12 protein-coding genes are annotated in these 15,522 nt (G+C 59.9%); 10 read left to right on the top strand and 2 right to left on the bottom strand.

Features of this window, described 5'->3' with window-relative positions:
- Positions 1–295: 295 nt before the first annotated feature.
- A complete protein-coding gene (gene mrdA / locus ACCC96_RS11040; protein WP_258672930.1) occupies positions 296–2,188 on the top strand; it encodes a penicillin-binding protein 2 in 1,893 nt (630 codons plus the stop codon).
- Between the two features lie 11 nt (positions 2,189–2,199).
- Here the strand turns inward: mrdA and ACCC96_RS11035 are convergent, their stop codons facing one another.
- On the bottom strand, positions 2,200–3,159 hold the full coding sequence (locus tag ACCC96_RS11035; protein WP_413695816.1) for a LysR family transcriptional regulator: 960 nt from the start codon (positions 3,157–3,159) through the stop codon (positions 2,200–2,202).
- 156 nt (positions 3,160–3,315) lie between these two features.
- Here ACCC96_RS11035 and ACCC96_RS11030 point away from each other — a divergent pair, with 156 nt between their 5' ends.
- The 9 genes from ACCC96_RS11030 to ACCC96_RS10990 all read left to right on the top strand — a co-directional run bounded on the left by ACCC96_RS11030 (position 3,316) and on the right by ACCC96_RS10990 (position 12,724).
- Positions 3,316–4,617 (top strand): MFS transporter, encoded by a 1,302-nt coding sequence (locus ACCC96_RS11030; protein WP_413695815.1) that lies wholly within the window; start codon positions 3,316–3,318, stop codon positions 4,615–4,617.
- On the top strand, positions 4,614–5,369 hold the full coding sequence (locus ACCC96_RS11025) for a class II aldolase/adducin family protein (RefSeq protein WP_007940199.1): 756 nt from the start codon (positions 4,614–4,616) through the stop codon (positions 5,367–5,369). Before ACCC96_RS11030 ends, ACCC96_RS11025 begins: the two co-directional genes overlap by 4 nt.
- Entirely contained in the window at positions 5,366–6,307 is a 942-nt protein-coding gene (locus tag ACCC96_RS11020) for a 2-hydroxyacid dehydrogenase (protein ID WP_413695814.1), read from the top strand. The genes ACCC96_RS11025 and ACCC96_RS11020 overlap by 4 nt, the downstream gene beginning before the upstream one ends.
- A gap of 128 nt (positions 6,308–6,435) precedes the next feature.
- Positions 6,436–7,815: an MFS transporter gene (locus ACCC96_RS11015; protein WP_413695813.1), complete on the top strand. Its 1,380-nt coding sequence runs from the start codon at positions 6,436–6,438 to the stop codon at positions 7,813–7,815.
- An 18-nt stretch (positions 7,816–7,833) separates the two neighbouring features.
- Positions 7,834–8,226 (top strand): RidA family protein, encoded by a 393-nt coding sequence (locus ACCC96_RS11010; RefSeq protein ID WP_007940202.1) that lies wholly within the window; start codon positions 7,834–7,836, stop codon positions 8,224–8,226.
- The gene (locus ACCC96_RS11005) at positions 8,219–8,839 is read left to right on the top strand and encodes an RraA family protein (RefSeq protein WP_413695812.1); all 621 of its coding nucleotides are present in this window, start codon (positions 8,219–8,221) and stop codon (positions 8,837–8,839) included. Before ACCC96_RS11010 ends, ACCC96_RS11005 begins: the two co-directional genes overlap by 8 nt.
- A 46-nt stretch (positions 8,840–8,885) precedes the next feature.
- The gene (locus tag ACCC96_RS11000; protein WP_413695811.1) at positions 8,886–10,196 is read left to right on the top strand and encodes an OprD family porin; all 1,311 of its coding nucleotides are present in this window, start codon (positions 8,886–8,888) and stop codon (positions 10,194–10,196) included.
- Between the two features lie 85 nt (positions 10,197–10,281).
- Entirely contained in the window at positions 10,282–11,511 is a 1,230-nt protein-coding gene (locus ACCC96_RS10995) for a Zn-dependent hydrolase (RefSeq protein ID WP_413695810.1), read from the top strand.
- A 187-nt stretch (positions 11,512–11,698) separates the two neighbouring features.
- Positions 11,699–12,724, top strand: a complete 1,026-nt coding sequence (locus ACCC96_RS10990; RefSeq protein WP_413695809.1) for a histone deacetylase family protein — start codon at positions 11,699–11,701, stop codon at positions 12,722–12,724.
- A 104-nt stretch (positions 12,725–12,828) separates the two neighbouring features.
- On the opposite strand, the gene ACCC96_RS10985 is transcribed toward ACCC96_RS10990, so the two are convergent.
- Entirely contained in the window at positions 12,829–15,519 is a 2,691-nt protein-coding gene (locus ACCC96_RS10985) for an SNF2-related protein (RefSeq protein ID WP_413695808.1), read from the bottom strand.
- Positions 15,520–15,522 lie beyond the last annotated feature (3 nt).

Genomic DNA, 15,522 nt, shown 5'->3' with positions numbered 1-15,522 from the left:
ATCGCCGATGGTAGTGTGGGGTTTCCCCATGTGAGAGTAGGTCATCGTCAAGATTAAATTCCGAAACCCCTATCTGCATACGCAGGTAGGGGTTTTGTTTTGTCCGCAGGAAAAGTGCTTTGGCAGTAGAGGGCTAGCGGATGGCCATCCCTGGTAACGGTCGCATCGTTCGTGAAACTTCGGCAGAGCGCGCTAAAAACCACGCCGTTTTTGGTATGGTGCAGCTCGTTTCAACGGACTGACTGCAAGCCTACGGATCGGTACTCCCGTTTATAGTCAAAGAGTTGCTGCAGAAATGCCCGAACCGATACCAATCAAGGACCACGAGAAAGAGACGCTCCTGGTCAACAAAAGACTGATGGCCTGCGCCTTGTTCGTCGCCGCCATTACTTGCGCGCTGGTGGTGCGCATGTACGTCCTGCAGGTTGTCGAGTTCGACTATCACTCGACAATCTCCGAAAACAACCGCGTCCATGTCCTGCCGATCACTCCAACTCGTGGGCTGATCTACGACCGCAATGGTGTGGTCCTGGCAGACAACCGGCCCAGCTTCAACCTGACCATCACCCGCGAACGCGCTTCCGATGTCAAACGCGAGCTGGATGAAGTGGTCAACCTCCTGCACCTGCCGGCCGAGGACCGTACGCTGTTCGACAAGGCGATGAAGCAGGCCAGGCACCCCTTCGTCCCGGTCACGCTGTTCTATGAGCTCAGCGAAGAACAGATAGCCGTACTCGCGGTCAACGAGTTCCGTCTGCCCGGAATCGATGTAGAGCCGCAGTTCGTTCGCCACTACCCCATGGGCGCGCACTTTGCGCATTCGATCGGCTACGTCGGTCGCATTAACGAAAAAGAATCCAAAGCCCTGGACACGGTGGAATACCGTGGCACCCAATCCATTGGCAAAACCGGTATCGAGAAATTCTACGAATCAGAATTGCACGGCCATGTGGGTTACGAAGAAGTCGAAACCAATGCCCAGGGCCGCGTGCTGCGAGTGCTCAAGCACACCGACCCGATCCCCGGCAAAAACATCGTCCTGAGCCTCGACGTCAAACTTCAGGAAGCCGCCGAGGAGGCATTGGGCGATCGGCGTGGCTCGGTGGTCGCTCTCGATCCGTCGACCGGCGAAGTATTGGCCATGGTCAGCAAGCCAAGCTTCGACCCGAACTTGTTTGTGACGGGCATCAGCTACAAGGAATACGCGGCACTGCACGACTCCATCGACCGGCCGCTGTTCAACCGCGTGCTGCGCGGGCTCTACGCACCTGGCTCGACCATCAAGCCGGAAGTGGCGATCGCCGGCCTTGACGCCGGAGTCGTAACCCCGCAGACCCGCGTCTTCGATCCGGGCTATTACCAGTTACCGGATTTTGATCATAAATACCGTAACTGGAATCACAGTGGTGATGGCTGGGTGAACATGGACACGGCGATCATGCGCTCCAACGACACCTACTTCTACGATCTGGCCCACAAGCTGGGAATCGATCGTCTGCACGACTACATGGCGATGTTCGGCCTTGGCGAGAAGGTCTCGCTGGACATGTTCGAAGAGTCTCCCGGTCTGATGCCGTCTCAGGCCTGGAAGCGCGCCACGCGTCGGCAGGCATGGTTCCCCGGCGAGACAGTGATTCTCGGCATTGGCCAGGGCTACATGCAGGTCACTCCTCTGCAGCTGGCACAGGCCACCGCGCTGATCGCCAACAAAGGTGTATGGAACCGGCCGCACCTGGCCAAGACCGTGGACGGTGTCGCGCCGGTGGACGAACATCCGATGCCAAACATCCTGCTCAAGGATCCGCGTGACTGGGAGCAGGTCAACCACGGCATGCAGATGGTGATGCACGACGCCCGCGGGATTGCCCGGGCGGCGGCGGAGGGCGCGCAGTACCGCATCGCCGGCAAAAGTGGCACCGCGCAAGTGGTGGCGATCAAGCAGGGTGAGCGCTACAACCGGGCGAAAACCCTTGAGCGCAACCGCGACAACGCCTTGTTCGTCGGTTTCGCCCCGGCTGAACATCCGCAGATTGTCATCTCGGTGATGATCGAAAACGGCGAGGCCGGTGGTCGCGTCGCCGGCCCTGTGGTGCGGCAGATCATGGATGCCTGGCTACTCGATCAGGGCGGCCACCTGAAGCCGCAATACGCCGCGCCGAGCAAAGCCCCGGGCGACCCTCACGTTTAAGGATCAAGGCTTCACAGCACAGGCTCACGAATGCTGAGCATGTGCTGGAAGCTTTCCAGGAACACGGTTTCGGCCTGACTCATCTTCTGCTCGCGATTCCACAACAGCTGGATATCGAAATCCACCACGCCATCTTCCGGCGGCAAACGCCACAGCAAACCTTGCTCGACATCCCTGCGCACCAGATGAGTCGGCAAACACCCGATACCAAACCCTGCGCAGATCAAGCGGTAAATCTCTTCGAAACTGGTGGATGAAGCAACGATCTTGCCGGTAAAACCTTGCTGGTCGCGAAACAGGGTCAGGGGTGAAAGGTTGCCGCCGAGCTGATCGCTGGTGAAGCTGACGAAATTCTCTGCAGCGAGCTGTTCCAGGGTCAGATTCTCTTGTCCAAAAAGTCGATGACGTTGCCCGCAAAAGTACGCATAGCGCTCGCGAAACAATACCCGCTGTTCCAGTCTCGGTTGCGGTAAACGGCACAATCCGACGCCAATGGTCGCGGTCTTTTGCAGCAACGAACTGATGATGTTCGAACTGCCCATCACCTCGACTTCCAGCTCGACTTTCGGGTGGGTTTCATGGAAATCGGCGAGGAATTCATCGTAGTGCCGTGCTTGCACGCCGCTGACGGTGAGGATGCGAATCTTGCCGACTACGTCGTCGTGTCGACTCTCCAGTACCGTTCCCAAGCGCGAAATATCGCCGTAAATGTCCGTCGCGATGCGCAGGACTTCTTCCCCGGTTTCCGTCAGATCGAACCGTCGCCCACTGCGGGCGATCAACACACATCCCAGTTGCTCTTCCAGGCGCTTCAAAGCCTGGCTGACCGCCGACTGAGTGATGTGCAGCCGCGCGGCAGCCCGACTCATGCTGCCTTCCTGACTGATTACCAGATAAGTGCGCAGCAGGTTCCAGTCGAGACGGTCATTCAGAAAGCGGCGGCCGACCCACGGGTTGGAGGTGGAGGACATAGAAACCCCATGTAGTAGCAGTACTAATAGTAAAGATAAGAATATGAAAATTGACTAATCCTGGCACGAAAGCGATAAAGCTCACAAGCGCCACAGAGTGCAACCGTAACCAGCCTTCAGTACCTGCCCAAAACTATAAATACACAGGGTCCTTGCATGCACACTACTCCCCAACCGCGACGAGCCGCGGCCGCAGCTTTCATTGGCACGACCATTGAGTTCTACGACTTTTACATCTACGCCACGGCGGCGGCGCTGGTGCTCGGGCAAGTGTTCTTTCCCAGCAGCGACCCAGTGATGAGCACGTTGGCAGCCTTCGGCAGTTTCGCCGTTGGCTTCATTGCCCGTCCCATGGCCGGTATGGTTTTCGGACATTTGGGCGATCGCCTGGGCCGCAAGAAAATGTTGCTGGTGACCATGGCACTGATGGGCATCGCCACCGCCGGCATCGGCATGTTGCCGAGCTACGCCAGCGCCGGTATCTGGGCACCGATCGGTCTGATTGTGCTGCGATTGATTCAGGGAATTTCGGTCGGCGGCGAGTGGGGCGGGGCGGTGTTGATGGCCAGCGAACATGCGCCGGCCAAGCGCAAAACCTTTTACGCCTCATTCGCCCAGCTCGGCAGTCCGGCCGGTTTGTTGCTGGCTTTGATCGCCTTTCGTCTGGTGACCGCCCTTGAGCCGGAGGACTTCCTCGCCTGGGGCTGGCGTCTGCCGTTTCTCGCCAGCGGTGTGCTGATGATGGTTGGGCTGATGATTCGTTCCGGCGTCCACGAGTCTCCGGAATTCGCCAAGGCGAAGGACAACAACGAAACGGCGAAATACCCGGTGAAGGACGTGATCCGCACCTGCTGGCGGCAGATCCTGTTTGCTGCCGCAGCCGTGACCATCGGTTCGGCCGGGTTCTTCTTCACCAACACCTTCATGATCACTTACGTCACCCAATACCAGGGTATCCCGCGCTCGACGATCCTCGATTGCCTGTTCCTGGTGACTGTCATTCAACTGCTCTCGCAACCGCTTTCCGCACTGCTCGCCGAGCACATCGGCGAAGGCCGTTTCCTCAAGCTCGTCGCGCTGCTGTGCATGGTCACGCCGTATCCGATGTTCTTGCTGGTGAGTACGCAGAACATTGTGCTGATGACCGTCGGCATTGCCTTGGCGGTGGTGATCCTCTCGGCGCTGTACGCGGTGATTGCCGGTTACATGACCCAGGCGTTCCCGGTGCACCTGCGCTACTCGGGCATTTCCATCGCATACCAGTTGAGTTGCGCGCTCGCCGGCGGCACCACGCCGCTGATCGGCACGCTCTTGGCGAGCAAGTTTTCCGGGCAGTGGCTGCCATTGGCGGTGTTCTTCACATTGCTGTCGGCCCTGTCCTTGATCGGTGTTTGCGGCCTGGCCCGCCTGCGCGCTAACCCGGTCGTCACCCACGCTGCTAAAGAGGTGTATTCGTGAGTAAACCTGAACACATCGGTCCGGTTGAATGGCAAGCCCGTTGCGAACTGGCCGCGCTGTATCGCCTGGTCGCGCACTTTCGCATGACCGACCTGATCGACACCCACATTACCCTGCGGATTCCAGGGCCTGAGCATCATTTTCTGATCAACCGCTACGGGGTTATTTTCGACCGCATGCGCGCCTCGGATCTGGTGCGCATCGATCAGGAAGGGCGAGTGGTCGATCCGGCTTACGAAGGTCATCGGGTCAATGCCGCAGGCTTTGTGATTCACTCGGCAATCCACATGGCTCGCCCGGATCTCAACTGTGTGATTCACACCCACACCGCCGCCGGCATGGCCGTCGCCGCGCAGAAGCACGGTTTGTTGCCGATCAGTCAGCACGCGCTGAAGTTCTACGGCAAGTTGGCCTATCACACCTATGAAGGCATTGCCTTGTCGCTGGATGAGCGCGAGCGTTTGATTGCCGATCTAGGGCCGCACCGGGCGATGATCCTGCGCAATCATGGCCTGCTGGTCGGCGGCTCAGGCGTGGCTCAGGCGTTTCAGGAAATTCACTTCCTGGAACGCGCCTGTCAGGCACAGGTCCAGGCGCTGGCCGGTGGCTCGGCACTGCATTACCCGTCCCCGGAAGTCTGTGCGCACACCGCCGAACAGTTTGACCGCGATGAACAGGACAACATCATCGACCTGGCCTGGGAGGCCGCTCTGACCCTGATCGAATCCCAGCGCGAGTCCTACTTATCGTGAACACCGTCATCAACACCGTGGTTTTGCTGTCCCGCGACAGTCTGCTGCTCAAGCAATTGCAGGCTGCGTTTGCCCGCAGCGCGCCGCAACTCAAGGCTGTGTTGGCCGATGATCCACAAGCGGTCGACGCGCAGATTGCCGCATGCTGGTTCCCCTTGCCGGGCAGCCTCGGTGCGTTGCCGAACCTGCAGGTCATTCACTCGGTGGCCGCCGGTATCGATCACTTGGAGCACGACCCGTCGTGCCCGGATTTGCCGGTATGCCGGGTGGTCGATCCCGGCCACCGTCAAGGCATGACCGAGTATGTGCGTTGGGCGGTGATTCACTATCACCGTGGTTTTGATCGAGTGCTGGAGCAACAACGGGAACAGCGCTGGGAGCGCCCGCTGCAACGGGCGGCGGGCCAGTTCAAGGTCGGGGTGATGGGGCTTGGCTCGTTGGGTAGCGCCATTGCCGAGGATCTGGCCGCCGCTGGTTACGACGTACGCGGTTGGGCTCGCCGCAGCAAGGACTTGCCGGGCGTGCAGACTTTCGCCGGGGCCGAGGCATTCAATCCTTTTCTCGACGGTGTGGAGTTGCTGATCAACCTGCTGCCGCTGACCAGCGAAACCCGCGGCATTCTCGGCAATGCAACGTTCGAGCGATTGGCCAACGGCGCCGCGCTGGTCAATTGTGGCCGGGGCGGTCATCTGAACATCGACGACCTCGAACAAGCGCTCAAGCGAGGAAAACTGCGCGGTGCTTTGCTGGATGTTTTCGAACAAGAACCGCTGCCGGTCGATCACCGCCTCTGGAACATGCCCGGCGTCACTATCACGCCGCACATGGCGTCGGCCGCCTCCCATGACTGTATTGCCGAACAAGTGGCGGAGAACTTCCGCCGTTTAAATGCCGGTGAGCCGTTATTGAATTGTGCGGACAGAACACTGGGTTATTAATAAAAAAGTGCCTTGCAAACTCGCCCGCTTAGTTGGGCGAGATATAACAACAATCCCTCACATCAAACGTTTTACTGCCAGTAAAAACAATTAAATAACGAGTTCTTGAAGAATTCCTGGAGACAGTGATGAGCGATCTATCGCCTGTAGAAAAGTCCGGCGCGCCGCCGGAAGTTGCAATCAGCATGAAGAAAGTGGCCGTGGCCAGTGTGATCGGCACCACGGTGGAGTGGTACGACTTGTTCGTTTTTGCCACCGCCTCGGCGCTGGTGTTCAACAAAGTGTTCTTCCCGGACTTCGTGCCATTGATTGGCACGTTACTGGCCTTTGGTACTTTTGCTTCGGCGTACCTGGCGCGGATCGTCGGCGCTGCCTTGTTCGGGCATTTCGGTGACCGTTTGGGCCGCAAGTCGATGTTGCTGATATCGCTGCTGACCATGGGCGCCGCCACTTTCGCGATCGGCTTACTACCGAACTATGCGGCCATTGGTATCTGGGCGCCGATCCTGTTGTTGCTGTTAAGGGTGATTCAAGGCCTGGCATTGGGCGGCGAGTGGGGCGGGGCGGTGCTGATGGCGGTGGAACATGCGCCGGCCAACAAGCGCGGCTTGTACGGTTCATGGGTACAGATCGGCGTTCCGGCCGGGACCATGATTGCCAACCTGGCCTTCCTGCTGATCGCGGCGTGGCTGTCGCCTGAAGACCTGTTGGCCTGGGGCTGGCGCATTCCGTTCCTGGCCAGCGTGCTGCTGATCGCCGTGGGCTTGTACATCCGCTTGAACATCGCTGAAACCCCGGCCTTCAACAAGGTCAAGGAAGCCGAAGTCCAAGTGAAAATGCCGCTGGCTGAAGTCTTCCGCAAGTACTGGAAACAAGTGGTACTGGGCGGGATCGCAACGATGTCGACCGGTGCGTCGTTCAATATCATCGTCGCGTTCGGCTTGACCTACGGCACGCAGAATCTCGGCTTCAGCCGCAGCGTGATGCTCGGCGTGGTGCTGCTGTCCTGCGCCTGGTGCATCGTCATGTTGCCGGTGTTCGGCGCGCTGTCGGACCGCTTCGGACGCAAGCCGATTATTGTCGCCGGCATCATCGCCGAAGCCTTGGTGGCGTTCCCGATGTTCTGGTTGATGGACACCAAAGAGTTGCCCATGGTGATCTTCGGCTACTTGCTGTTGATGACCGCATTCGCCGCCAACTACGGACCGATCGCGACGTTCCTCGCCGAACTGTTCGGCACGCGTGTGCGTTATTCGGGATTGTCCATCAGCTACATGTTGTCCGGCCTGCTCGGCAGCGCCGCGACACCTATCGTCACCACCGCATTGCTTGCGGCGACCGGCAAAGGTTCGTCAGTGGCCTGGTACATGATCGGCGCGGCGTTGATTTCGCTGATAGCGCTGTTGTTGCTGACCGAGACCTTCAAGCGAGACATCAGCGACGTCCCAACGGCAGTGCCGGCGGACGAGCCAGCCCTCGGCAAACCAATCAAATCGGCTGCCGCCTGATTAATGGAGTTCAACAACATGCGCAGAATTCAGTCAGCCCCAGGCTTTATCGGCCCGGTCGGCCCTTACTCCCAGGCGGTGGTCAGCGGTCACCTGGTGTTCACCGCCGGGCAAATTCCGGCCCAGAGCGGGCTCGATGACCAACCCGCCGATTTCTCCGAACAAGTACGGCAAACCTTACGCAATCTGGAGGCGATCCTGATTGAAGCCGGGTCCGACTTCAGCCACGTGATCAAGGTTAACGCCTACCTCACCGATCCCGCGCAACTGGAGCCGTTCAACGCGGTGTATCGCGAGTTCCTCGGCCATGCGCCGCCGGCTCGCACCACGGTCTGCGTGGCCCTTTGGGGCGTGTCGCTGGAAATCGACTGTGTCGCCGAGCTGATTGCGAAGGAGCCGCAGCATGGATGAGTCCCGGTTGATCGAGCAGCTCAACGCGGTGAGCTTTCCAACCCTCGGGCATTTTCTCGAGCAGGGTTTTGCCGACTCACAACTGCGAGCCATGGTGCCTAATGTGAGACTGGTCGGCCGCGCGCTGACCCTGAAACTGGTGGGCGCCGACGCCATCGCGGTCAACCAGGCATTGGCGCTGATCCAGCCCGGCGATGTGTTGGTGATCGACACTGACGGTGACTGGCAACACGCCCCCGTGGGCGCCGTCACCAGTTGCGCCGCGAGTTGCGCGGGTGCGGTGGGCATTGTGGTGGACGGTGCGGTGACCGACTTGCTCGAACTGCGTGAAGCCGGGCTACCGGTCTTCGCTCGGGGCACCAGCCTGCTGACCACCAAGTTGCATGGCCGTGGCGACAGCCAGATCAATCAGCCGATTCACTGCGCCGGTGTCACGGTGCATCCCGGCGATCTGGTGCTGGCGGACGACAACGGTGTGTTGTTTCTCGATCCGGCTACCGCGCAAGACGTCATCGAGCGCGCACTGGCATCGGACCGAGCAGAACCGCAACTGCTGACCCGGCTGATGGCGGGTGAGCCGGTATCCAGTGTCTTGAGCATAAATCTCTCTTAATGACCGGCCGCCAGCCAGACCGCTGGCGGCTCAGGAACTTCAATCAATGAATAAACAACCGTTGGCACTGATTGCGATCGGCAGTGCTCTTTTCAGTTCGTTGAGCATGGCGGACTTTATTAAAGACAGTAAAGCGACCCTCGGGATGCGCAACTTTTACTTCAATAACGATAATCGCGATGGCGCCGCGAGTCCTTCCAGAACCGAAGAGTGGGCTCAGGGATTCATGCTCAACTATCAGTCGGGATACACCGAAGGCACGGTCGGCTTTGGCGTTGATGCACTCGGCTTGTTGGGTGTTCGCCTGGACAGCGGTGACGGTCGCCATGTTGGCAGTTCGATGATCCCCAGTGATGGCAATGGCGCCGCCGAGCAATGGGCGCGTTTCGGTGCGACGGCGAAGATGCGCTTTGCCCAGACTGAAATGCGTTACGGCACCCTGACACCGAAGTTGCCGATTCTGCAAGCCAACGACGGCCGGCTGCTGCCGCAGACGTTCGAAGGTGGGCAGATTGTTTCCAACGACTTCGAACACCTGACCCTGACCGGTGGCCATCTTGAACACGCCACGGGTCGCGGCTCCAGCGACAGCACCGGCCTGGCCGTGGCCGGCGGTACTCGGGAAAGCAACGCGTTCAATTTTGCCGGTGCCGATTACAAGGTCAGCGATGCGCTTCTGGCGCAGTACTACTACGCCAATCTCGAGGACTATTACCAACAGCATTTCGCTGGCCTGGTTCATAACCTGAAACTGGGGGATTTCGGTGCGCTGAAAACCGATCTGCGCTACTTCAAGACCACCGCCGACGGCGCCAATGACTCGGCCGCCGGGCGGGCCAGCGGCTATCGCACCAGTGGCTATACGCAGAACGGCGACGGCAAGATCGATAACAACACCTGGAGCCTGGCGTTCACCTGGAGCATTGGCGCTCATGCGCTGATGGCCGGTTATCAGCAGGTGTCCAGCGACAGCGGCTTCGTGCAGCTCAATCAGGGTGGTTTGCCGGATAAAGGAGCTGCGGGCGCAAGCGTCTACCTGCTGACCGACCGTTACATCCAGAACTTTACCCGCGCCGGAGAACGTACCGGTTTCGGCCAATACACCTACGATTTCGCCGCCCTAGGCCTACCAGGGCTCAAGGCCTCGGCGATGTATCTGTCGGGGCGTGGGATCCGGACGACGGCCGGGCCTGAGCAAGAGGAGTGGGAGCGGGACCTGAGCGTCGATTACGTGATCCAGAGCGGGCCGTTGAAAAACGTTGCCCTGGGTTGGCGCAATGGCGTGTCGCGCAGTGAGGCGTCACGCGATGCGGATCAGAACCGCTTGGTGGTCAGCTACAGCCTGCCGCTGTTCTGATCGGCTTGTCCATTACCCGTCGCCATGCCAGCGCTCAGCGTTTGGAAATGGCCTGCGTTTGATCAAAAAACTCCAGGAGTGACTCATGTTGAAGATTAATGGTGAACGCCTGTGGGCGAGCCTGATGGCCATGGCTGAAATCGGTGCGACGGCTCGTGGCGGCAGTTGCCGTCTGGCGCTGAGCGATGAAGACAAGGCCGGTCGCGAGCTGTTCTCCCAGTGGTGCCGCGAAGCGGGCATGACCTTGAGCGTGGATGCCATCGGCAACCTGTTCGCCCGCCGCGCCGGCACCGACCCGGATGCCGAGCCGGTGATGATGGGCAGTCACCTCGACACCCAGCCTGAAGGCGGACGTTTTGACGGCGTCTATGGTGTGCTCGCCGGTCTGGAAGTGGTCCGTTGCCTCAACGACCTCGGCATCCAGACCCGTAAACCGCTGGAAGTGGCGGTGTGGACCAACGAAGAAGGTGCGCGTTTTACCCCGGCGATGTTCGGCTCGGCAGTGTTTACCGGGATCATGGAACTGGACGCTGCATTGGCGGTGCGTGACGTGGATGGCATCAGCGTTGCCGAGGCGCTGCAACGCACCGGTTATGCCGGCGAGAGGCCGTTGGGCGGGGCCGTGGATGCGTATTTTGAAGCGCACATCGAACAAGGGCCGATCCTTGAAGACAACGCCAAGAGCATCGGCGTGGTCAGCGGCGGCCAGGCGATTCGCTGGCTCGACGTGCGGGTCGAAGGCATGGCCGCCCACGCGGGCACCACGCCGATGCCGTTGCGCAAGGACGCCTTGTACGGCGTGGCGCGGATGATTCAGGCAATTGAAGGTTTGGCCACGGATTTTGCCCCTGAAGGCCTGACCACGGTTGGCGAGTTGAGCATCAACAAGTCGTCGCGCAACACCATTCCGGGCCTGGTGAACTTCACAGTTGACCTGCGTCATCACCGCGACGAAGCCATCGAGGCGATGGAGCAGCAGGTCCGCGCACGGCTCCAGGCGATTGCCGACGGTCGCGGTTTGACGGTGACGATCACCCCGCACTGGATCAGCCCGGCGACCCCGTTCGACGCCGATTGCGTGGCGGCGGTGCAGTACGCGGTGGATGCGCTGGGCTACGCTCAACAATCGATTATCAGCGGTGCCGGGCATGACGCGATTCACCTGGCGCGGTTCTGTCCGACGGCGATGGTGTTCATTCCTTGTGTTGGCGGATTGAGCCATAACGAAGCCGAAGACGTGCTGCCTGAAGATGTGCGTCAGGGCACCGACGTGTTGCTGAACGCCGTGCTGTCCCGCGCTGGCGTTGTCAATTAAAGAACGGTGTAGTGAACACAAATCCTGTGGCGAGGGAGCTTGCTCCCGCTTGAGTGCGCAGCACTCACAAAACCAGTGAGGACTGCCAGTGTTTTGGGGCCGCTACGCAGCCCGGCGCGAGCAAGCCCCCTCGCCACAGAGTGTTCATCCAGGCAACGATCTACGTTAACTGACAGGTATTAACCCCATGCGCAGTTTTTTCCATCCCGAACAATTGCTCCACCATCCGCGCAGCTACTACTCCCGCGGGCAGATGCGCACGCCGCAGGAAGTGCCCGAGCGCGCACAACGGCTGGTGCAGGCGTCAAAGGCGTTGGGCTTTACGGTCGAGCAACCGGTCGATACCGGGCTTGCCCCGTTGCTGGCGGTGCACGGTGCGCCGTACCTGACGTTCTTGCAGGAAGCGCATCAGCGCTGGAAGGAAGTCCCCGAAGATTGGGGCGATGAGGTGATGTCGAACATCTTCGTGCGCGAGCCCAACGCGTTGCGCGGGGTTCTCGCTCAGGCCGCGCGTTATCTGGCGGACGGCAGTTGCCCGGTGGGTGAGCAGACCTGGCGCTCGGCTTATTGGTCGGCGCAAAGCGCGATTGCCGGCGCCCAGGCATTGCTCGATGGCGATCCGGCTGCGTATGCCTTGTGCCGTCCGCCGGGTCATCACGCTCGGGCCGAAGCAGCCGGTGGGTTCTGCTATGTGAACAATGCTGCAGTGGCCGCTCAGGTGTTGCGTGCAGGGTTTGAGCGAGTCGCGGTGCTCGACACCGACATGCACCATGGGCAGGGAATCCAGGAGATTTTCTACGACCGCAATGACGTGCTGTATGTCTCGGTGCACGGCGATCCGACCAACTTCTATCCGGGGGTTGCCGGGTTCAGCGATGAGCGCGGTGTCGGGGTGGGAGAGGGATTCAATCTGAACTTGCCGATGGCCCATGGGGCGAGTGAGGCTGACTTTCTTGGGCAGCTTGAAGTGGCGTTGGCGGCGGTACAAGATTTTGCCGCCGAGGTATTAGTGCTGTCCCTGGGGTTCGATATTTTCGAGCTGGACCCGCAAAGCAAAGTGGCAGTAACCCGTGAAGGCTTTGCGCGACTGGGCGAGCAGATTCGCAGCCTGGGGTTACCGTGCCTGATTGTGCAGGAAGGCGGGTATCACCTGGAGAGTCTTGAGGATAATGCCCGGGCGTTTTTTGTCGGACCAGAAGTTTGGCAGCTCTGAGTTCGATGGAGGCCAGAAGGCCGCTTTCGCGAGCAAGTTCCCGCAGGATGGATGCTCACCCTGTGGGGGCAAACTTGCTCGCAATGGCGATCTGACTGTCCCTGCTACTTATCAATTTTTTCCGGCAACGGCGCAAACAACGCCTCGATATCATCGCTCTGCAACTTCCAGTCCCCGGTCTTGCGTCCATCCAGCACGCCTGCGGCCAGATCGGATTTTTCCTTCTGCAGATGCTGAATCTTCTCTTCCACCGTGCCCCTGGCAATCATCTTGTAGACGAACACCGGCTTCTCCTGACCAATGCGATACGCACGATCCGTCGCCTGATTTTCCGTCGCAGGGTTCCACCAAGGGTCGTAGTGAATCACCGTATCGGCTTCGGTCAGGTTCAGACCCACACCGCCAGCCTTCAGGCTGATCAGAAAGATCTGACGCTTGCCGCTCTGGAACTCCTTCACTGGCGTGCGTCGGTCACGGGTCTGGCCGGTCAGGATCGCATACGCCACGCCGCGTTTGTTCAGTTCGTCCTCGATCAGCGACAGCATTGAAGTGAACTGCGAGAACAGCAAAATCCGCCGCCCTTCCTCGAACAGCTCTTCAAGCATTTCCATCAGGCTATCGAGTTTGCCGGAGGTGCTGCCGCGAGCGGGCAGGGCGGCATCGTTGACCAGGCGCAAATCACAGCACACCTGACGCAGCTTCAACAGCGCCTCAAGAATGATGATCTGGCTGCGCGCCACGCCTTTGCGGGTGATCTCGTCGCGGACTTTTTTGTCCATCGCCAGGCGCATGGTTTCGTACACGTCGCGCTGGGCTTCGTTGAGTTCGACCCAATGGACGATCTCGGTTTTCGGCGGCAGTTCGGTGGCTACTTGTTCCTTGGTCCGGCGCAGCAGGAACGGTTTGATCCGACCGTTCAGGTGTTGAAGTCGTACTTCACTGGCACGCTTTTCTATCGGCACGCGGTAATCGCGGTTGAAGCTTTTCACGTCACCGAGCCAGCCCGGAAGCAGGAAGTGGAACAGCGACCACAGCTCGCCCAAGTGATTTTCCAGCGGCGTGCCACTCAGGCACAAACGCTGGCGAGCATTCAGCTCACGGGCCGCATGGGCGGCCTTGCTGTTGGGGTTCTTGATGTACTGCGCTTCATCCAGCACCAGTACGTGCAACGGCTGCGCGGCCAGGCGTTCGACGTCTTTGGGCAGCAGTGCATAAGTGGTCAGGATCAGGTCGTAATCAGCCAGATTGTCGAAATGCTTTTTGCGGCTGATGCCGTACAACGCCAGCACTTTAAGCTGTGGCGTGAAGTGCGCTGCTTCATCGAGCCAGTTCGGAATCAGGCTGGTGGGCATGACCACCATGCACGGCCGATCGAGGCGCCCGGCATTCTTCTCGCTGAGAATGTGCGCCAGGGTTTGTAGGGTTTTGCCCAGGCCCATGTCGTCCGCGAGAATCCCGCCGACTTCCAGTTGTCGCAGCGACTGCATCCAGCTCAGGCCTTCCAGCTGATACGGGCGCAAGGTGGCATTCAGGCCTTCGGGCGCGGCGGCGGTGTGGTCCTTGATGTCGCGCAGGCGCTGGGCAAAGGTGCGGATCTGCTCGCCACCTTCCCAGAGCAGTGGCAGGCCTTCCAGCGGGTTCAGTCGCGTGGCGTCGGCCTTGCTCAGGCGCAGCGTGGTTTCGCCGGGCTCTTGCAGATAAAACTCGCCGAGGGTGGCCAGCACCGGTTTCAGGCGGCCGAAGGGCAGGGCGACCTGCAACGGGCCCTGGTCGGTGCTGCGGCGTTGCGGAATGTTCACCAGGATCAGTTCGTCGTCGCGACGTCGGGCGAGTCGTTCCGGGTTGAGGATTTCGGTGTGGGAGCGCACCAGGTTCAACAGGATCGGCAGCAGGCTCAGGCGTTCGCCGTTGACGATGATCCCCAGTTCCAGGTCGAACCAGTCGCGTTCCGGTGCCTGCTCGACGGTGGCGTACCAGTCGTCCACGGCGGTCAGGTCGAAGCCGAAATCCTCGTCGATCTGCAACTCCCAGCCTTGGGTGCGCAACTTCGGCAGCTCATTGAGGGTGAAGGTCAGCCAGGCGCTGTCGTTGACCATCTCGTAGAGTTCGCCGGCACTTTCCGGCAAGGCTTTGCTTTGTCGGGTGGCGACTTTGAAACCGAGGATCCGCAGCTGTTCCCTGTAGGTCTGTTCGACTTCCGGGTGACGTTTTATCCGCAGCGTCTGTGTTTCCTGACGAATCAGGATGTCAGCGTTTTTCTGTCCGCTGACGTATTCGTCCAGATAGCTGAAGGACAGCGCCGCGCGATGCTGAATGTAACGCTGCATTTTGCCGTTGCGCGGTTCGAAGGCGCTGAACTCGATGCTCGCCAGCCACAGGCGCGGCACCGGTTGCACGTTGTCCACCAGCACTTGCGGCGGCGCTTTCGGGTTACGGTTTTCCAATACGGCCTGAAGTTTTTCCAGCAGTTCGGCGTCTTTCGCGGCGGCCGGATACGCGAGGGTTTCCTGCACTTGCAGTAGCACCGCCGCGCAATGTTTACAGTTGCTGTGAACCGGGCAGGTGCACGTGGCGTCGATCATCAGCAAGGTGCCTTTGGCCGACTCGCGCAGGCGAATGGTCTGACGGTAAACGTTGCCGCCAGAGCCTTCGCAACTGGCGGTGATGGTGGCGTCGCCGACTTCGACGATCCTGACGCGGTTCTCCAGTGCGTAGCGGCGGCCCCTCTCCAGGCTCTGTTCCTTGAATCGGCTGACCCAGGATGTTGCCAGGGGTTTGCTCAGGGTCGGGGGCATAAA

Origin of the sequence: Pseudomonas sp. Pseusp11, assembly GCF_047304405.1 — a bacterium.
In the GTDB taxonomy this organism is placed as follows: Bacteria; Pseudomonadota; Gammaproteobacteria; order Pseudomonadales; family Pseudomonadaceae; genus Aquipseudomonas.
This window is presented reverse-complemented; position numbering and strand designations above follow the sequence as displayed.